13 protein-coding genes are annotated in these 16,231 nt (G+C 65.9%); 7 read left to right on the forward strand and 6 right to left on the reverse strand.

Translation table 11 applies throughout. The annotated features are described in order from the left end of the window. Positions 1-96 precede the first annotated feature (96 nt). Entirely contained in the window at positions 97-780 is a 684-nt protein-coding gene (gene tlpA / locus C8N35_RS07415; RefSeq protein ID WP_107988875.1) for a thiol:disulfide interchange protein TlpA, read from the reverse strand. Between the two features lie 33 nt (positions 781-813). Between tlpA and argH the strand changes: the two genes are divergently transcribed. The 4 genes from argH (at position 814) to C8N35_RS07435 (ending at position 6,846) form a co-directional block, all read left to right on the forward strand. Next, positions 814-2,211: an argininosuccinate lyase gene (gene argH, locus C8N35_RS07420; protein WP_107988876.1), complete on the forward strand. Its 1,398-nt coding sequence runs from the start codon at positions 814-816 to the stop codon at positions 2,209-2,211. Between the two features lie 202 nt (positions 2,212-2,413). Next, positions 2,414-2,635, forward strand: a complete 222-nt coding sequence (locus C8N35_RS07425) for a hypothetical protein (protein ID WP_107988877.1) — start codon at positions 2,414-2,416, stop codon at positions 2,633-2,635. Positions 2,636-2,655: 20 nt separating this feature from the next. Next, positions 2,656-3,927: a diaminopimelate decarboxylase gene (gene lysA, locus C8N35_RS07430; RefSeq protein WP_107988878.1), complete on the forward strand. Its 1,272-nt coding sequence runs from the start codon at positions 2,656-2,658 to the stop codon at positions 3,925-3,927. 381 nt (positions 3,928-4,308) lie between these two features. After that, a complete protein-coding gene (locus tag C8N35_RS07435) occupies positions 4,309-6,846 on the forward strand; it encodes a TIGR02302 family protein (RefSeq protein ID WP_107988879.1) in 2,538 nt (845 codons plus the stop codon). 313 nt (positions 6,847-7,159) lie between these two features. Here C8N35_RS07435 and C8N35_RS07440 read toward each other — a convergent pair whose 3' ends face one another. The 3 genes from C8N35_RS07440 to C8N35_RS07450 all read right to left on the reverse strand — a co-directional run bounded on the left by C8N35_RS07440 (position 7,160) and on the right by C8N35_RS07450 (position 9,333). Next, entirely contained in the window at positions 7,160-7,555 is a 396-nt protein-coding gene (locus C8N35_RS07440; RefSeq protein ID WP_107989155.1) for a RidA family protein, read from the reverse strand. 78 nt (positions 7,556-7,633) lie between these two features. Then, positions 7,634-8,854: a multidrug effflux MFS transporter gene (locus tag C8N35_RS07445; protein ID WP_107988880.1), complete on the reverse strand. Its 1,221-nt coding sequence runs from the start codon at positions 8,852-8,854 to the stop codon at positions 7,634-7,636. Then, complete coding sequence (locus C8N35_RS07450) at positions 8,854-9,333, reverse strand: MarR family winged helix-turn-helix transcriptional regulator (RefSeq protein ID WP_107988881.1); 480 nt, start codon at positions 9,331-9,333, stop codon at positions 8,854-8,856. Before C8N35_RS07450 ends, C8N35_RS07445 begins: the two co-directional genes overlap by 1 nt. Before the next feature lie 213 nt (positions 9,334-9,546). Between C8N35_RS07450 and typA the strand changes: the two genes are divergently transcribed. The 3 genes from typA to C8N35_RS07465 all read left to right on the forward strand — a co-directional run bounded on the left by typA (position 9,547) and on the right by C8N35_RS07465 (position 14,999). After that, positions 9,547-11,370, forward strand: coding sequence for a translational GTPase TypA (typA, locus tag C8N35_RS07455; protein ID WP_107988882.1), 1,824 nt, complete (start codon positions 9,547-9,549; stop codon positions 11,368-11,370). Between the two features lie 660 nt (positions 11,371-12,030). Beyond that, positions 12,031-14,286 carry a heavy metal translocating P-type ATPase gene (locus C8N35_RS07460; protein ID WP_107988883.1) on the forward strand — a complete coding sequence of 752 codons (2,256 nt, stop codon included), beginning with the start codon at positions 12,031-12,033 and terminating at the stop codon, positions 14,284-14,286. Between the two features lie 317 nt (positions 14,287-14,603). Further along, the gene (locus tag C8N35_RS07465; RefSeq protein ID WP_107988884.1) at positions 14,604-14,999 is read left to right on the forward strand and encodes a YkvA family protein; all 396 of its coding nucleotides are present in this window, start codon (positions 14,604-14,606) and stop codon (positions 14,997-14,999) included. Positions 15,000-15,115: 116 nt separating this feature from the next. Here C8N35_RS07465 and C8N35_RS07470 read toward each other — a convergent pair whose 3' ends face one another. Further along, positions 15,116-15,322, reverse strand: coding sequence for a DUF1737 domain-containing protein (locus C8N35_RS07470; protein ID WP_107988885.1), 207 nt, complete (start codon positions 15,320-15,322; stop codon positions 15,116-15,118). Between the two features lie 15 nt (positions 15,323-15,337). After that, positions 15,338-16,219, reverse strand: coding sequence for an HpcH/HpaI aldolase/citrate lyase family protein (locus tag C8N35_RS07475; protein WP_107988886.1), 882 nt, complete (start codon positions 16,217-16,219; stop codon positions 15,338-15,340). Between the last annotated feature and the right edge of the window lie 12 nt (positions 16,220-16,231).

Genomic DNA, 16,231 nt, shown 5'->3' on the forward strand with positions numbered 1-16,231 from the left:
GTGCCGGCGCAAGGAAGGACGGAGCGCGATGCTTCGGGTCTCTCCGCCCGTCATCCGCGAGCCCGTTATCCTCAAGCCTGGCATTCCCGGGCCAATCTACCGGTCCGCGGCCTCGTTTTTCTCGCCCATGGCGGCCTTCAGCAGCCTCTGCGCATCCGCCGAGTCCCATTCGGCAGGCCCGTACATCGTGCCGATCTCGCAGCCCTCGGGGCTTACCAGCATCGTCGTCGGCAGGCCCGTCGCCCGACTCATGGACCGCATCTCGTTGAAGATGCCCATCGTGTCGTCGGCATAGTGGGGAAGATGCGTGACGTTGATTTCCTTCATGAAGTTCCATGGCCGGTCGCCGCCGCGCGTATCCACATTGACCGGAACAACCTGGAAGCGGTCGCTTCCCATGGCCCCTTCCAGCCGGTCAAGCGCCGGCATTTCCTTGCGACACGGGGCGCACCAGGTCGCCCAGAGGTTCAACAGCACCGTCTTTCCCTTGAAATCGGCAACCGTCATGTCCTTGCCGTCCGCGCTCTTGAAGGCCAGGTGAGAGACGTCGAGCGCCTTCGTCGTGGGCAGGAAGGCGGCCACTTCGCCGGTGGCCAGCGGCTTGATGTCCGCGGCCGTCTTCAGCGATGCGGCACAGGCACCTGTGCGGCTTGAGTTGCCATCGGGCAGTCCTATCCCGTATATCGCTGCCAGTCCGATGACAGCGCCAGCCAATCCGGCCAGCGCGATCAGTTTCAGGCCGTTTCCGCGTTTCGGGTTGTCATTTGCGGGTTCGGTCATCTTTTTTGGCAACCTCGCTAAAAGGGCTTGAGGATGAGCAATCGCATGTGGGGCGGCCGGTTCGCCGAAGGCCCCGACGCAATCATGGAGGAAATCAACGCCTCCATCGACTATGACCGCAAGCTCTACCAGCAGGACATCGCCGGGTCCAAGGCTCATGTCCACATGCTGGCCGCGCAAGGGATCGTCAGCGCTGACGATGCGGAGACGATCGCCAAGGGTCTGGACACGATCCTGTCGGAAATCGAGGCGGGCACTTTCACTTTTTCGCGAGCGCTCGAAGACATCCACATGAACATCGAGGCGCGTCTGGCCGATCTGATCGGCGATGCGGCCGGCCGGCTTCACACGGCGCGCTCGCGCAACGATCAGGTGGCGACCGATTTCCGCCTGTGGGTGCGCGACACGATGGATACGCTCGACCACCAGCTGCACGATCTTCAAATGGCGCTTGCCGAGAAGGCGGAGGCGCATGCCGGCGCCGTCATGCCGGGATTCACGCATCTGCAGTCGGCGCAGCCGGTCACCTTCGGCCATCACATGCTGGCCTATGTCGAGATGCTCGCGCGTGATCGCGGACGCTTTTCGGACGCCCGCAAGCGCATGAACGAATGTCCGCTCGGCTCGGCGGCCCTTGCCGGCACGTCCTTCCCGATAGATCGCGAGGCGACGGCGACGGCGCTCGGTTTCGACAGGCCCACGGCCAACTCGCTCGATGCGGTCGCCGATCGCGATTTCGTGCTGGAGGCGCTCGCCGCCGCCTCGATCACGGCCGTGCACCTGTCGCGGCTGGCGGAAGAGATCGTGCTGTGGTGCTCGGCGCAGTTCGGCTTCGTCAAGCTGTCCGACAAGTTCACCACCGGCTCCTCGATCATGCCGCAGAAGCGCAACCCGGACGCGGCCGAACTGGTGCGCGCCAAGACCGGCCGCATATCGGGCGCACTGGTCGGGCTTCTCACCGTCATGAAGGGCCTGCCGCTCGCCTATTCCAAGGACATGCAGGAAGACAAGGAACAGGCCTTCGACGCGCTCTCCAACCTGTCGCTGGCGATCGCGGCGATGACCGGCATGGTCGGCGACATGGAGCCGGACGTCACGCGGCTGAAGAAGGCCGCGGGCTCGGGCTATTCCACCGCCACGGATCTCGCCGACTGGCTGGTGCGGGTGCTGGGCGTGCCGTTCCGCCGGGCGCACCACATCACCGGCTCCATCGTCGGTATCGCGTCGGCGAAAGGCATCGAGCTGCACAAGGTGTCGCTTGAGGAGATGAGGCAAGTCGAGGCGGGTATCACCGAGGACGTCTATTCCGTTCTCTCCGTTGACAAGTCCATCAAGAGCCGCACCAGCTACGGCGGTACAGCGCCGGCCAATGTGCGCAAGCAGGCGCGGCACTGGCTGAAGCAGCTCGAGAAGGAAGCTGCCGGCCACTGAGGTCTTGCGTTCCTCGGGTCGCACGCGAAAACAACGTCTTGAAGCGAATGCGTTTGCGTGCGACACGAGAACCGGCGCAGCCATGCGGCTGAGGCCCGTGTTGCGGCCGGAGTGAACCGATGCGGCCGCCGCGTCCGCAAGTCCACTCTGCCGAAAGCGCGGCGGCTTCGTGCCGCTTGTGTCGAGAAACCTGGAGAGATCCGTGAGCGCCGTTCGTTCCGCCCGTCTGGCCGTCTTCGCCGTTGCCGTTTTGGCGCTCACCTTGAGTGGCTGTGGACGTCGCGCCAAACCGGAAATGCCGAGTGCGGACCCGAAACCGGCGACGTCCAGCATCGCCGGTGGCATACCCGGCGCCGTTCAGGACGAGAAACCGGCGCCGTCGAAAAAGCCCGACAGGCCCTTCATTCTCGATCCTCTGATCTGATCTCTCCGGAGCAAAAGCTCGTGCACCATTTTACATTTCGCGACGGCGTCCTCAACGCCGAAGACGTGAGCGTGGCCGATATCGCGCGCGAGGTCGGCACGCCGTTCTACTGCTATTCCACCGCCACCCTGGAACGCCACTACAAGGTCTTCGCCGGTGCTTTTCCGGGCATCGACACCATGGTCTGCTACGCCATGAAGGCCAATTCCAATCAGGCGGTGCTGACGACGCTGGCGCGTCTGGGCGCGGGCATGGACGTGGTCTCGGAAGGCGAGCTGCGCCGGGCGCTCGCGGCCGGTGTGCCGGGAAGCCGCATCATGTTCTCCGGTGTCGGCAAGACGGCCGCAGAACTCGCCTTCGCGCTCGACCATGACATCCTGTGCTTCAACGTGGAATCGGAACCCGAGCTGGAGCAGCTGTCCCGGGTGGCGGGGGGCCGAGGCAAGACAGCACGCGTGTCACTCCGCATCAATCCGGACGTCGATGCCCGCACCCACAAGAAGATCTCCACCGGCAAGGCGGAGAACAAGTTCGGCATTCCCTGGCAGCGGGCCCGCGCGGTCTACGCCCGTGCGGCGGAACTGCCGGGCATCGAGGTCACCGGCATCGACATGCATATCGGCTCGCAGATCATCGAGCTGGAGCCCTTCGATGCGGCCTTTGCCCGGCTCGGCGAACTGATCGCGAGCTTGCGCGCCGACGGCCACACGATCGAGCATGTCGATCTCGGTGGCGGGCTCGGCATTCCCTATCGGGGCAACAACGAACCGCCGCCGCACCCCGATGCCTATGCCGCTCTGGTGAGGAAGCATGTCGAGAAGCTCGACTGCCGCATCATCTTCGAGCCCGGCCGGGTGATCGCGGGCAATGCCGGCATCCTCGTGTCGGAAGTGATCTACGTGAAGCAGGGCGCGGACAAGACCTTCGTCATCGTCGATGCGGCGATGAACGATCTTGTCCGGCCGACGCTTTACGAGGCATGGCACGATATCGGCCCGGTGAAGGAACCCGCCGTCGATGCGCCGCGCATGGTCGCCGACATTGTCGGCCCGGTCTGCGAAACGGGCGATTATCTCGGTCACGACCGCGATCTGCCGGAGCTCTCGGCCGGCGACCTGATCGCGGTGTATTCCGCCGGCGCCTATGGCGCGGTTCAGGCCGGCACCTACAATTCCCGCCGCCTCGTGCCGGAGGTTCTGGTCAACGGTGCCGATTACGCGGTGGTCCGTCCGCGCCCCAGCTACGAGGACATGATCGGCCTCGACCGGCTGCCTGACTGGCTGAAGGGGTAGGGCGAGGACTGCGGGCTTACCGGGTGCTCGAAGAATTCGCCGCTTGCTTCCGTCTCCCCCTTGCCGGGAAACGGGAGCAGGGCGCGTGGGCACGGCCCTCCGGTCAGTCTCGCGCCCGTATGCCCTCGACCCGCCGCTTCTGAACTCATTGTGACCGGCGAAACCACGCGGCGGCCATAATTAGCTTGCCGTATGGCGGCCTGCGCCACACCCTGTAGACTGTGCGAACCGTAACGCTGACAAAGCGGCGGCATCAGGAACGCTTGATGAGCCATCTTGGGGAGAGGCCGGCAATCGGGGAGCTTGATCTTGTCAGACCATCGTGACCCCCCGGGGCGTGTTTCCTCCGGGAGCGACCCCGCCGGACGTGATCCGAAAGCCGTGTTCGAGCGCAGGCTGGAGCGGGCGCTGGCGCTCGCGCGTGCCGGGCTCTTCTGGGAGCGGCTGTGGCCGGTCCTCTATCGTGTTCTGATCGTCGGCGGTCTCTTTCTCGCTCTCTCCTGGCTTGGTTTCTGGTGGATCCTGCCCGTCTGGCTGCGCTGGGTCGGTCTTGCGGTCTTTGCGGGCGCGATCACCTTCGCGGCCCGGCCGGCTCTGAAACTTGGCTGGCCGACACGCGCGCAAGGCCTGGCGCGGCTGGAAGAAGCCGGCCACTATTCCCACCATCCGCTGGCCACTCTGGAAGACCGGCTCGCCACGGACGAGAGCGACCCGACGGTGCGCGCCCTGTGGCAGGCGCATCGGGACCGCGCCCTGAAGGCGCTTGGCGCGCTGAAAGCCGGCTGGCCGCATCCGCAAGCCTTCCGGCGCGATCCCTGGGGGGCGCGCGTCATCGTCGCCATGCTGCTGGTCGTCGGGTTCGCCGTCTCAACGGGCGATCGCGGTGCGCGCACGATTTCCGCCTTTACCGGAAGCGAGGCCCCGGAGGCGCGCATCGGGCGTATCGACGCCTGGGTGACGCCGCCCGCTTATACCCGCCGCCCGCCGATCTTTCTCACCGGCGACATGGGGCCGGCGCGCGATCCCCAGGCCGTGGTCACCGTTCCCGAGGGCAGCGTCGTCATCGTGCGGGCGCAGGGCGACAGCCGCGATCTCAAAGTGACATTCGTGACCGGGATATCCGGGGCTGGGACATCCGCGACCGGCCAGACAGAGAGCGATGTCGCGCCGGAGACCCCGCGCGATCCCAATGCCGCCAGCGATGCGCCGCTCGAGCATCGCGTCACGCTCGCCGCGAACGGCGCGGTCGAGGTCCGGCGTGGCGGCGCGACGGTCGATCTCTGGCGCTTTGCCGTGGAGCCGGACGAAAACCCGGTCATCAGTTTCCTCGGGGAACCGGAAGGTCAGCTCAGCGGCACGCTCAAGCTCGCCTACGAGGTTTCCGACGATTTCGGCGTCGTCTCGGCGCGCGCCGTGATCGAACCGACCGCGGATGCGACGACCATCGCCGGGGCGACGGGCGAGCCGCATCCGCTTTACGAGGCGCCGGCCTTTCCGTTGTCGCTGCCGCATCGCCGCGCGCGCGAAGGCAAGGGCGAGACCTTCAAGGACCTGACCGCCCACCCCTGGGCCGGGTCGAAGGTCAAGCTGACGCTTGTCGCGACCGACGAGGCCGGTCAGGAGGGGCGGTCGCAGACGAAGCTCATCACCCTGCCGGAGCGGCGGTTCACGAAGCCGCTGGCGCGCGCCATTGTCGAACAGCGCCGCAACCTCGCGCTCGACGCCAACCTGCAGCCGCAGGTCGTCGACGCGATGGACATGCTGATGCTGGCGCCCGACGAGTTCATGGACAACCCGAAGAATTTCCTCGGCATGAAGTTTGTCTATGCCCGGCTCAACGAGGCGTCGGGCGACGATGAGCTGCGCGAGGTCGCGGACCTTATGTGGGAGCTGGCGCTCTCCATCGAGGATGGGGACCTGTCGGTCGCCGAACGCGAGCTGCGTCAGGCGCAGGAGCGCTTGCGCGATGCGCTGGAACGCGGCGCCTCCGACGAGGAGATCGCCAAGCTCACGCAGGAGCTGCGTGAGGCGTTGCAGCGCTACATGCAGGCGTTGGCCGAGCAGCTCAAGAACAATCCGCAGGCGATGCAGCCGATGGATCCCAATTCCCAGATGCTGCGCAGCCACGATCTTGAAGAGATGCTTCGCAAGATCGAGGAACTGGCGAAGAACGGAGCGCGCGATGCCGCGCGCGACCTGCTCTCGCAGATGCAGCGCATGCTGGAAAACCTGCAGACCGGCCGCAACCAGCAGATGCCGCAGGGCCGCCAGTCTCAGGAAATGATGAAGATGCTCAACGAGCTGGCGGACATGATCCGCCGCCAGCAGGATCTGATGGACCAGACCCACCGCCAGGGCCAGCAAGGCGAGGATCAGGAAGGTCGCGAAGGTCAGCGCGGCCAACAGGGTCAGAACGGCCAGCAGATGACGCAGGAACAGCTCGCCGAGGCGCTGAAGCGGTTGCAGGAGGGGCAGAACGGCCTTGCCCAGCGCCTGCAGCAGCTGATGGACCAGATGGGCAAGAACGGAATGCAGCAGCCCGGTGAACTGGGCGAGGCGGGCAAGAGCATGGGCCGGGCCGGCGAAGCGCTGGGCGAGGGCCGGCCGGGCGATGCGGTCGGCGATCAGGGGCAGGCGCTGGAAGCCTTGCGCCGGGGCGCCCAACAGCTCGGCGAACAGATGATGGGTCCCGGCGGGCCCGGCGGTCTGGTGCGTCAGGACGGACGCAACAATGAAGACCCGCTCGGTCGCCCGCGCCGCACCGAGGGGCCGGACTACGGCAACCGGGTGAAGGTGCCCGATGACATCGATATCCAGCGCGCACGCCGGATTCTCGAAGAACTTCGCCGCAGATTCTCCGATCCCGAGCGCCCGCAGGGCGAGCTGGATTATCTGGAGCGGCTGCTGAAGCGGGAGTAGGGCGGGGGCTGGCCGGAAGCGGCGATCCCGCCTTCAATCATCTCTATCCTTGCGGAAAGATCTGGCCAAAGGTCTGGGTGAGGGTTGGGGCGTTTCCGCAAGCCCTGAGATCTGATATCCCCACGCCTAACCCGCCCTCAAGGGGAAGGGGAACACAGGGTATCGGTGTTGGATCTGTCGAGAGACCCGAAATGTGGGCTTCCGGGTCCTCCTCCTCCCCGAGGGGGTGTCGAACGGCTTCCCTGATCTGTCGCGGCAGGCAATGACCGGCGGTGGCGGCAAGCACATGCCATCGCCCTGTTCTTGCTCCGCCCTAATCCGGCTCTCTGCTCCGCCTCAGCGCCGTGACCTCGATCTCGATCATCATTTCCGGTTCGATCATCTCGCACAGCACCATCGTGGCCGCCGGGCGGATCTCACCGAAGGTATCGGCCAGAATGGGGGCGATGCGGCGCACATGGGCACGGTCGGAGACGTAGTAACGCACGCGGACCACATCGGCGAGCGAGGCGCGGGTTTCCGCAAGTGTGCGGGCGATGTTGGCCAGCGCCTTGCGGGTCTGGGTCTCCACCGTCGCCGGCAGCACGTTCTTGTCGTAGTCGTAGCCGGTGGTGCCGGAAACGAAGATCCAGTCGCCGTCGACAACGGCCCGGGCATAGCCGAACCGTCTTTCGAAGTCGGAGCCGGTGGTGATCTGGTGACGGGTCATGCGCGTGCCGTGCGTTCCTTCGGGAAGGCGCAGGATGGGCCACAATCGCGCAGACCCGCAACCTGTTTCGCGAAAGCCCTACATGCGCGCGGGCGACTGGCGGCGCATGACGAGGCCGAGCACCACGTAGGCGATGACGCCGATCACCGGCATCGCCGGGGCCACCGTCGCCATCGCCAGCACCGGGTCGCCGATCCAGGCCGCGACGATGGAGCCCGCAAAGCCGCTGCCGAACTGGATGAAGCCCATCATCGAGGCGGCGGAGCCGGCCATTCTGGGGAAGGAGGCGAGCGCCCAGGTGGTGGTCGCGGGAATGGCGTGGGCGAGCGAAAAGGTGAAAAGGCCGATCGGGCCCATCACCATCAGGTAGCCGAAATCCGGCTGGTGCAGCATCACCGCCAGCAGGCTCATCGCAACCAGCATGCCGGCGATCGACCAGGGCACCAGGTTATCCGCATCGAAGCGGCGCATCAGGCGCGAGGTCACGATGGTACCGGAAAAGTAGCAAGCGGATTGCAGCATCATGCCGAAGCCGAACTGGGCCGGCGTCAGGCCGACATGCTCGATCATCACGAAAGGGATGATGGTCGCCATGGTGTAGATGCAACCGAGCGACAGGCCGATGAAAAGCGATGGTCTGAGGAAGACAGGGGTGACGCACAACGTCAGGTAGGCGTTTACCAGCCTGCGCGGATGGGCTCGCGTGGGATCGGGAGCGGTGTTGGTCTCCGGCAGCAGGAAGAAAACGGCGAGGCCGAGCGCAACGCCGTAGAGTATCATGAAATAGAAGATCTGCTGCCAGCCGAAGAGCGTCAGCGTGATGCCCCCGATGGTGGGCGAGACCGCCGGCCCCACGGCCAGCATCATGCCCACCGCATTGAGAATGCGCGATGAGGCCTGGCCGATATACTGGTCGCGCACGATGGCGCGCGAAACCGCCATGCCGACAGCGGCGCCCACCCCCTGGATCAGTCTCGCCACGATCAGCCATTCCACTGTCGGCGCCCAGGTCGCCACCGCGGTCGCGACCAGATAGAGGGCTAGGAACCACAGTGTCACCGGCCGCCTGCCATAGGCGTCGGTCAGCGGCCCGCAGATCAGCTGGGTCAGCGCGAAACCCGCGAAATAGGCTGTCAGCGTCAGCTTGATGACGGAGGGCGAGGTGTCGAACACGGCCGCCAGCGTCGGCATGGCGGGGGTGTAGAGCGCCATGGAGATCGGACCGATGGCAACAAGCGCGGCGCCCAGTATCGCGGTTCGCCGTTCGCTCATCACAGGGGGCGGAGGGCTGATTTGCATCACTTGCTCCCCTGGTTGACGTCAGCGCCGGCCTCGGGTGCTTCCGCACCGAGGTTGACCCGCAGCGCCTGAAGGAGTGTGAAGGTGCGCTCGATATCCTCATCGCAAAATCCCGCGAACGCCGTTTCGCGGATGCGCGCCACCACCTCGTCGAACACGCGGATGGCGGGGGCCGCCTTTTCCGTCGGGCGCACCAGCTTGGCGCGCCGGTCGCACGGATCGGGCACGCGTTCGACCAGTCCCGCGGCTTCCAGCCGGTCGAGAAAACCAACCAGCGTCATCGGCTCCACACCCAGATACTCGGCGAGTGCCGTCTGGCGCCGGTCAGGCAGGCGGCGGGCGATTGCGAGCGTACGCGCCTCGCCGAGCGTCAGGCCAAGCCCGGCGTCGGCCAGCCCATCGGCGAAATGCCTGCGCGCCAGGCGCGCGAGGTCGGTCAGGAGGAAGGAGATCGTGCGTTCGGGCGGGACGCTTGTCATATGGATATCTTATTATATGGCTACCTTATCATCTATTCTGGGGCTGACGTCTGGTCAAGCGGATCGCGCAAATGTTTTCGGTGCGTTGCACAAACCGCCGGATTGCCTTATATACGCGGCCAATCGCAACAACGGTCCGATCGGGCCTGCCGCTTCAAGCGCGCAACGAACCGCGGGTCCTGCCGGGCGCGCGGTGCTTTTTTGGATGGGTTCATGAATCTGCGCAATATCGCCATCATCGCGCACGTCGACCATGGCAAGACCACATTGATCGACGTGCTGCTCAAGCAATCGGGCTCTTTCCGCGAAAACCAGCGCACGGAAGAGCGGATGATGGATTCCAACGATCTGGAGCGTGAGCGCGGTATCACCATCCTGGCGAAGGTGACCTCGCTTGTCTGGAAGGACACGCGCATCAACATCGTCGACACCCCGGGCCACGCTGATTTCGGCGGCGAGGTGGAGCGTATCCTTCACATGGTCGATGGCGTGATCATTCTGGTCGACGCCTCGGAAGGCCCGATGCCGCAGACCAAGTTTGTGCTCGCCAAGGCCCTGAAGCTCGGCCTGAAGCCGATTGTCGCGATCAACAAGATCGACAAGCCGGATCAGCGCGCGGAAGAGGTTCTGGACGAGATCTTTGATCTGTTCGCCGCTCTCGATGCCAATGAGGATCAGCTCGACTTCCCGGTTCTCTACGGATCCGCGAAGCAGGGCTGGATGTCGCTCGAGCCCGATCAGCCGGCGGAGCCGTCCATGGCGCCGCTGTTCGAGATGGTGCTGGAGCGCGTCGCGCCGCCGAAGGCCGAAGAGGGTTCCTTCCGCATGCTGGTGACGACGATCCAGCCGAACCAGTTCCTCGGCCGCATCCTCACCGGCCGCGTCGTGTCCGGCACGGCCGTGCCGAACATGGCGATCAAGGCGCTGTCGATGGACGGCAAGGTGGTGGAAACCGGCCGCATCTCCAAGGTGCTGTCGTTCCGCGGCCTGGAACGCGAACCGGTGGAGAAGGCCGAAGCCGGCGACATCATTTCCATTGCCGGCATGCAGACGGCGACCGTCGCCGACACGCTGTGCGCTCCGGACGTCACCGAGCCGCTGCACGCCCAGCCGATCGATCCGCCGACGCTGTCGATGACGTTCCGCGTCAACAACGGCCCGCTGGCGGGCAATGACGGCGACAAGGTTCAGAGCCGCGTCATCCGCGAACGGCTGTTGTCCGAAGCCGAGGGCAATGTCGCCCTCAAGATCGAGGATTCCGCGGAGGCCGATGCCTTCATCGTGTCGGGTCGTGGCGAACTGCAGCTTGCCATCCTGATCGAGAACATGCGCCGCGAGGGCTTCGAGCTGTGCGTCGGCCGTCCGCGCGTGGTCTACCAGCAGGATGAGGCCGGCAATACGCTCGAGCCGATCGAAGAGGTCATCATCGACGTCGACGAGGAGTTCTCCGGCGCCGTCGTGCAGAAGCTTTCCGAGCGCAAGGCCGATCTCATCGAGATGCGCCCCTCCGGTGGCGGCCGCACCCGGCTCGTGTTCTACGCGCCAACGCGCGGCCTGATCGGCTATCAGTCGGAACTGCTGTCGGATACCCGCGGCACCGCCATCTTCAACCGGCTGTTCCACGAATACGCGCCGTACAAGGGCGAGATCCCGAGCCGCAACACCGGCGTCCTGATCTCCAATTCGAACGGCGAGTCGGTCGCTTTCGCGCTGTTCAACCTGGAAGACCGCGGCCCGATGCTGATCGATGCCGGCGTCAAGGTCTACGAGGGCATGATCATCGGCGAACATACCCGTGGCAACGATCTGGAAGTGAACCCGATCAAGGGCAAGCAGCTCACCAACATGCGCGCGTCGGGCAAGGACGAGGCGGTCAAGCTGACCACCCCGATCCGCCTGTCGCTCGAGGCTGCACTGTCCTACATCGCCGATGACGAGCTGGTCGAGGTCACGCCCAAGACCATCCGTCTGCGCAAGGCGATCCTCGATCCCAACGAGCGCAAGAAGGCCTCGCGCGCCAAGAAGACCGCGGCCTGAGCACTGACACCCGGCGGCAACCCATGCCGCCGGTTCTGAGCGCGGTCGCATTGCGGGACCCGCGACCATCCCCACCGCTATTTCTCCATCGTCGTTCCCCGGCTTCGTCCGGAGGTTGACGATGGACAGTCCTGATCCGCCGCTGCTGGCAGCGGACCGCCCGGACCGTGCCGGGCAATGACGGTAAAACGCCGGAACGCGCCTGGCGCAGCAATGTGCCGCTCTCCGCCGTCCCGCGCCCTTCGGACTCATCTTCGCCATAAAAAACAGGGAGGAGGTTACCCTCCTCCCTGTCTTGCAATGGTCACCGATTGAAAAAGCGCGCCGTATGCCTTGGGTCGCAAAGCCCGAGCGAAAGACCCTGGGCAGCTCCTCCCGAGAGCCGAAGTCCCATGCACGCCCAATCCATTGGCAAAAGTTCTGCCGGGGCGAGGGCCGTGCCGCCTCCGATCGGACCATCAGGGTAACTCCCGATATTACGTAACGTCAATACGGTAGGTGGAAGTCGGTGCGTCAATTCGACCACGGATTGCGAACACCCCCTGCCACTTGACATTCCAGTCACTGGAAACCCTATCTCCCCTTTACGGCTTTCCGGCCGAATTTTCCGAACTTCGCATGCCGCCGCACGCGCCGTTCTGCGAAACTGGACATTCCGCAATGAGCACCCATCTTGCCGAACCGATCCGTCAGACCTCATCCGCCTCCCGTACGAGCGCGGGTTTGCAGCCAGTACAGCTCGACATTACGGGCATGACCTGTGCGGCGTGCGCCGCACGCGTGGAGAAGGTGTTGAAGCGCGTTCCCGGTGTCGACAGCGCCAGCGTCAACCTGGCGATGGAACGCGCCGACGTCGCGTTCAACGACAACGTGAAGGTGGACGATCTCGTCGCGGCGGTGGAAAAGAGCGGCTATCACGCCTTTCCCCGCGCCGATGACATTGAAGCGCGCCGGGCGGAACGCGAGGAACGAGAACGCGACGCGGCGCGGGAAGAGCGGCACACCTTCGTCGTCCTCATCGTGTCCGCGCTGCTGTCCGCGCCGCTGGTCGGGCAGATGATCGCCATGGCGGCGGGCGCCTCGTTCCATCTGCCGCCGGTGGCGGAACTGATCCTGGCCGCTCCGGTACAGGTAATCGCCGGGACGCGGTTCTATCGCGGCGCCTTCAAGGCGCTTCGCGGCGGCAGCGCCAACATGGACGTGCTGGTGGCGCTCGGCACTTCGGCCGCCTTCTTCTATTCGCTCTACCACCTCGTCACTCTGGGCAACGCGGCGACCGGCCATCTCTATTTCGAGGCGTCCGCCGTCATCCTCACGCTTATCGTCTTCGGCAAGCTCTTGGAGGCGCGGGCGAAGCGCTCGACCACGGCCGCCGTGCGCTCGCTGATGGCGCTCAGGCCGGAAAGCGCCAACAGACTGACGGAAACGGGCACAGAGGTGGTGCCGGTTTCGCAGCTCAGGCTCGGCGATCTCGTGCTGGTCAAGCCGGGCGAGCGGGCGCCGGTGGACGGCACGATCCGCGAGGGAACGAGCGAGCTTGACGAGTCGCTCATCACTGGCGAGAGCCTGCCCGTCACGCGCACGACCGGCGACGAGATCACCGCCGGCACGATCAACGGCTCCGGCGCGCTCACCGTGGAAGCGACCGCGCTTGGCGAGGATACGACGCTGGCGCGCATCATCCGGCTTGTGGAAAACGCCCAGACCGGCAAGGCCCCCGTCCAGCGGCTGGTGGACAAGGTTTCCGCGATCTTCGTGCCCACCGTCGTCGGCATCGCCGCGCTCACCTTCGCCGTGTGGCTGGGTGTTGGCGGGGATTTCGAACATGCACTGATCGCCGCCGTCTCCGTGCTGGTGATCGCGTGTCCCTGCGCGCTGGGGCTCGCGACCCCCACGGCACTTGTCGCCGGCACCGGCGCCGCCGCGCGTTCGGGCATTCTGGTGAAGGACATTCAGGCGCTGGAAATTGCCGTCCATGTCGATACCGTCGTTTTCGACAAGACCGGCACGCTCACCGAAGGCCGGCCCGAAGTGACGGACATCAAGGCTTTCGACCACAATGCCGACCGCCTTCTGCGCATCGCGGCGTCCGCACAGTCGGCCAGCGAGCATCCGCTCGCTCACGCCATGGTGCGCGCGGCGCAGGACAAGGGACTTGAGCTCACCCGCCCGACGAAATTCGAAGCGCGGATCGGGCGCGGGTTGGTCGCGGAGATCGCCGGCCAGCCCGTCGCCATCGGCAACGCGAAGCTGATGGACGAGCTCGGCATCGACCATTTCACAGCCGACAACATGCGCCGCGATCTGGAGAACCAGGCCAAGACTTCCGTCATGGTGGCGGTCGCGGGGCGCACCGTCGGCGTCATCGCCATGGCGGATCAGCCGCGCGAAGGTGTGGCGGACGCGCTCTCCCGTCTGAAGGCGATGGGCATCCGCACGCTGATGCTGACGGGCGACAGCCCGGCCGTGGCACACGCCATCGCCGAAGGCATCGGTCTTGACGATGTTGAGGCGGGTGTCGCACCCGATGGGAAGGCGGCGCGCATCGAGGCGCTGCGGGCGGGCGGGGCGACGGTCGCCATGGTCGGCGACGGGCTCAACGACGCGCCGGCGCTGGCTGCCGCCGATATCGGCATCGCCATGGGATCGGGAGCCGATGTCGCGCTGGAGACGGCGGGCATCACGCTGATGCGCTCCGATCCGCGCATGGTGGCGGCCGCGCTGGAGGTTTCGCGCGCGACGGTGCGCAAGATCCGCCAGAACCTGTTCTGGGCGTTCATCTACAACGTCGTCGGCATCCCGCTTGCCGCCATCGGCTTCCTGTCGCCAGCGATCGCAGGCGCGGCGATGGCGATGAGCTCGGTATCGGTGGTGACGAATGCCGGGTTGCTCAGGCGCTGGAAGGCGAAGGTGTAGGGACGGGGAAGGAAGAGAGAAGGATTGTGGAGCGGCTTCGCCGCCGCTTCTTACGCTGGATTCCGGGTCTGGTCATGTGGCTTTCGCCGCAGACCGCCCGGAATGAGGAGCGTGTGGCGGAGTTGAAACCCACCCCTTCCTCCCTCATTCCGGACAAGTGAGGCAAAGCCGAACGCCGATCCGCAATCCAGCGCGACAAGCGGCGGCGAAGCCGCTCCGTTCCTCTTCAGCGCGCCGTTTGCCTTTCCCCCGTTCCGTCCCCATCTAAGTCTCAATCCCGGCTACAATGCCCGCTCCGGCACGATGCGAGAGAGGCGATGACGAACACCTATCCGCTCGAAGGCGAAATCCTCGGTCCCGACGACCCGTCGGGCCCGCGCGAGCGCGAGCGCCTGGACGGCAAGGCGGCACGCGTCCGAAAGTCGTTCTTCAAGACCTCGCGCAAGGCGCTCAGGCAGATCCCCTTCATGGAGGACGTTGTCGCCGCCTACTACTGCGCCTTCGATCCGGCGACGCCGGCGAAGGTGCGCGCCACGCTGATCGGTGCGCTGGCCTATTTCGTGCTGCCGCTCGATGCGGTGCCCGACTTCATCCTCGGCATTGGCTTCGGCGATGACGCCACGGTGCTGATGGCCGCCATCTCGATGGTCGGCGCCCATATCCGCGAGGAACACCGCGAGGCCGCGCGCAAGGCGTTGGCGGACGTGGAGTAGGGCAAGCCCGGCCGGGAGGCGGAGAAGTGAGTGGGGGAGTGCGTGGCCCATCCTGAGGAGGCCGCGCAAGCGGCCGTCTCGAAGGATGGGCAGCTTGCCGCGGACCCGCTCCGCCCTCAATACTCCCCGAGCTTCGTCTCCGGCGAATAGTCTTCCCCCGGCACCTCCTTCGTCACCGCCTGGCCGCAGATGGTGCGGCCCTGGACGGCGTCGAAGGTCAGCGACGGCGAGCCGGACAGCTCCCAACCCTTGTTCAGGGCCGCGGTGACGCGGTGGCAGAAGGCGGAATCGTCCGGGCCGGTGATGAAGCGGTACAGTCTCATGGTCGTGTCGCAATCCTATTGCGCGCGGGCCGCGATCGCGTCGGCGATGGCGACGGTGCGGCGCGCCATGTCCGCATGAAGGCGCTCCACCATCCGCCCGTCAAGCTGGATCGCGCCCTTGTCGGCGTTTTCCGGCAGGTCGAAGACGGCGATGATGGCCCGCGCCCGCTCGATCTCTTCTGCGCTTGCCGAAAACGCCGCATTGCACGGGCCGATCTGTTTCGGGTGGATCAGCGTCTTGCCGTCCATGCCGAGATCGACGCCCTGGCCGCATTCCGCGGCAAAGCCGTCCTCGTTGTTGAAGTCGTTGTAGACGCCGTCAATGATGTCGAGGCCGTTGGCGCGTGCCGCCGCAAGGCAAGTCATCAGCCACGGCAGCATCGGCGCCCGGCCCGCAACGAGCCGTGCGCCCGTCTCCTTGGCGAGATCGTTGGTGCCCATCACCAGAACGGCGAGGCGCGGGGAGGCGCCCTTCGCGGCGGCAGCGATCGCGCCGGCGTTGAGCATGGCGAGCGGGGTTTCCATCATCGCCCACAGCGCGGTCTTTTCCGGCGCGCCGGCCTGGCGCAGCAGATCCTCGATGCGGGCGAGATCCTCGGGAGAGGAGACCTTCGGGATCAGGATCGCATCGGGGGCGGCGGCGGCTGCCGCCGTCAGGTCCGCCTCGCCCCAGAGCGTCGACAGGCCGTTGATGCGCACCACCACCTCGCGCGGGCCGTAGCCGCCGGCCGTCACCGCCTCGCTCACCTGGGCCCGCGCCGTCTCCTTGGCATCGGGCGCAACCGCGTCCTCCAGATCGAAGATCAGGGCGTCGGCTGAAAGGCTGCGCGCCTTGTCGAGGGCGCGGGCGTTGGAGCCCGGCATGTAGAGCACCGAGCGGCGCGGTCGGAAGGTCATGGGAAGTCCTCG

The organism is Breoghania corrubedonensis, assembly GCF_003053845.1.
In the GTDB taxonomy this organism is placed as follows: domain Bacteria; phylum Pseudomonadota; class Alphaproteobacteria; order Rhizobiales; family Stappiaceae; genus Breoghania; species Breoghania corrubedonensis.

What these genes read in the sequence shown, in the direction of transcription:
- tlpA (WP_107988875.1), bottom strand. Translation starts at nt 780, where the DNA reads ATGACCGAACCCGCAAATGACAACCCGAAACGCGGAAACGGCCTGAAA.
- argH (WP_107988876.1), top strand. Translation starts at nt 814, where the DNA reads ATGAGCAATCGCATGTGGGGCGGCCGGTTCGCCGAAGGCCCCGACGCA.
- C8N35_RS07440 (WP_107989155.1), bottom strand. Translation starts at nt 7,555, where the DNA reads ATGACCCGTCACCAGATCACCACCGGCTCCGACTTCGAAAGACGGTTC.
- C8N35_RS07445 (WP_107988880.1), bottom strand. Translation starts at nt 8,854, where the DNA reads ATGCAAATCAGCCCTCCGCCCCCTGTGATGAGCGAACGGCGAACCGCG.
- C8N35_RS07450 (WP_107988881.1), bottom strand. Translation starts at nt 9,333, where the DNA reads ATGACAAGCGTCCCGCCCGAACGCACGATCTCCTTCCTCCTGACCGAC.
- typA (WP_107988882.1), top strand. Translation starts at nt 9,547, where the DNA reads ATGAATCTGCGCAATATCGCCATCATCGCGCACGTCGACCATGGCAAG.
- C8N35_RS07460 (WP_107988883.1), top strand. Translation starts at nt 12,031, where the DNA reads ATGAGCACCCATCTTGCCGAACCGATCCGTCAGACCTCATCCGCCTCC.
- C8N35_RS07465 (WP_107988884.1), top strand. Translation starts at nt 14,604, where the DNA reads ATGACGAACACCTATCCGCTCGAAGGCGAAATCCTCGGTCCCGACGAC.
- C8N35_RS07470 (WP_107988885.1), bottom strand. Translation starts at nt 15,322, where the DNA reads ATGAGACTGTACCGCTTCATCACCGGCCCGGACGATTCCGCCTTCTGC.
- C8N35_RS07475 (WP_107988886.1), bottom strand. Translation starts at nt 16,219, where the DNA reads ATGACCTTCCGACCGCGCCGCTCGGTGCTCTACATGCCGGGCTCCAAC.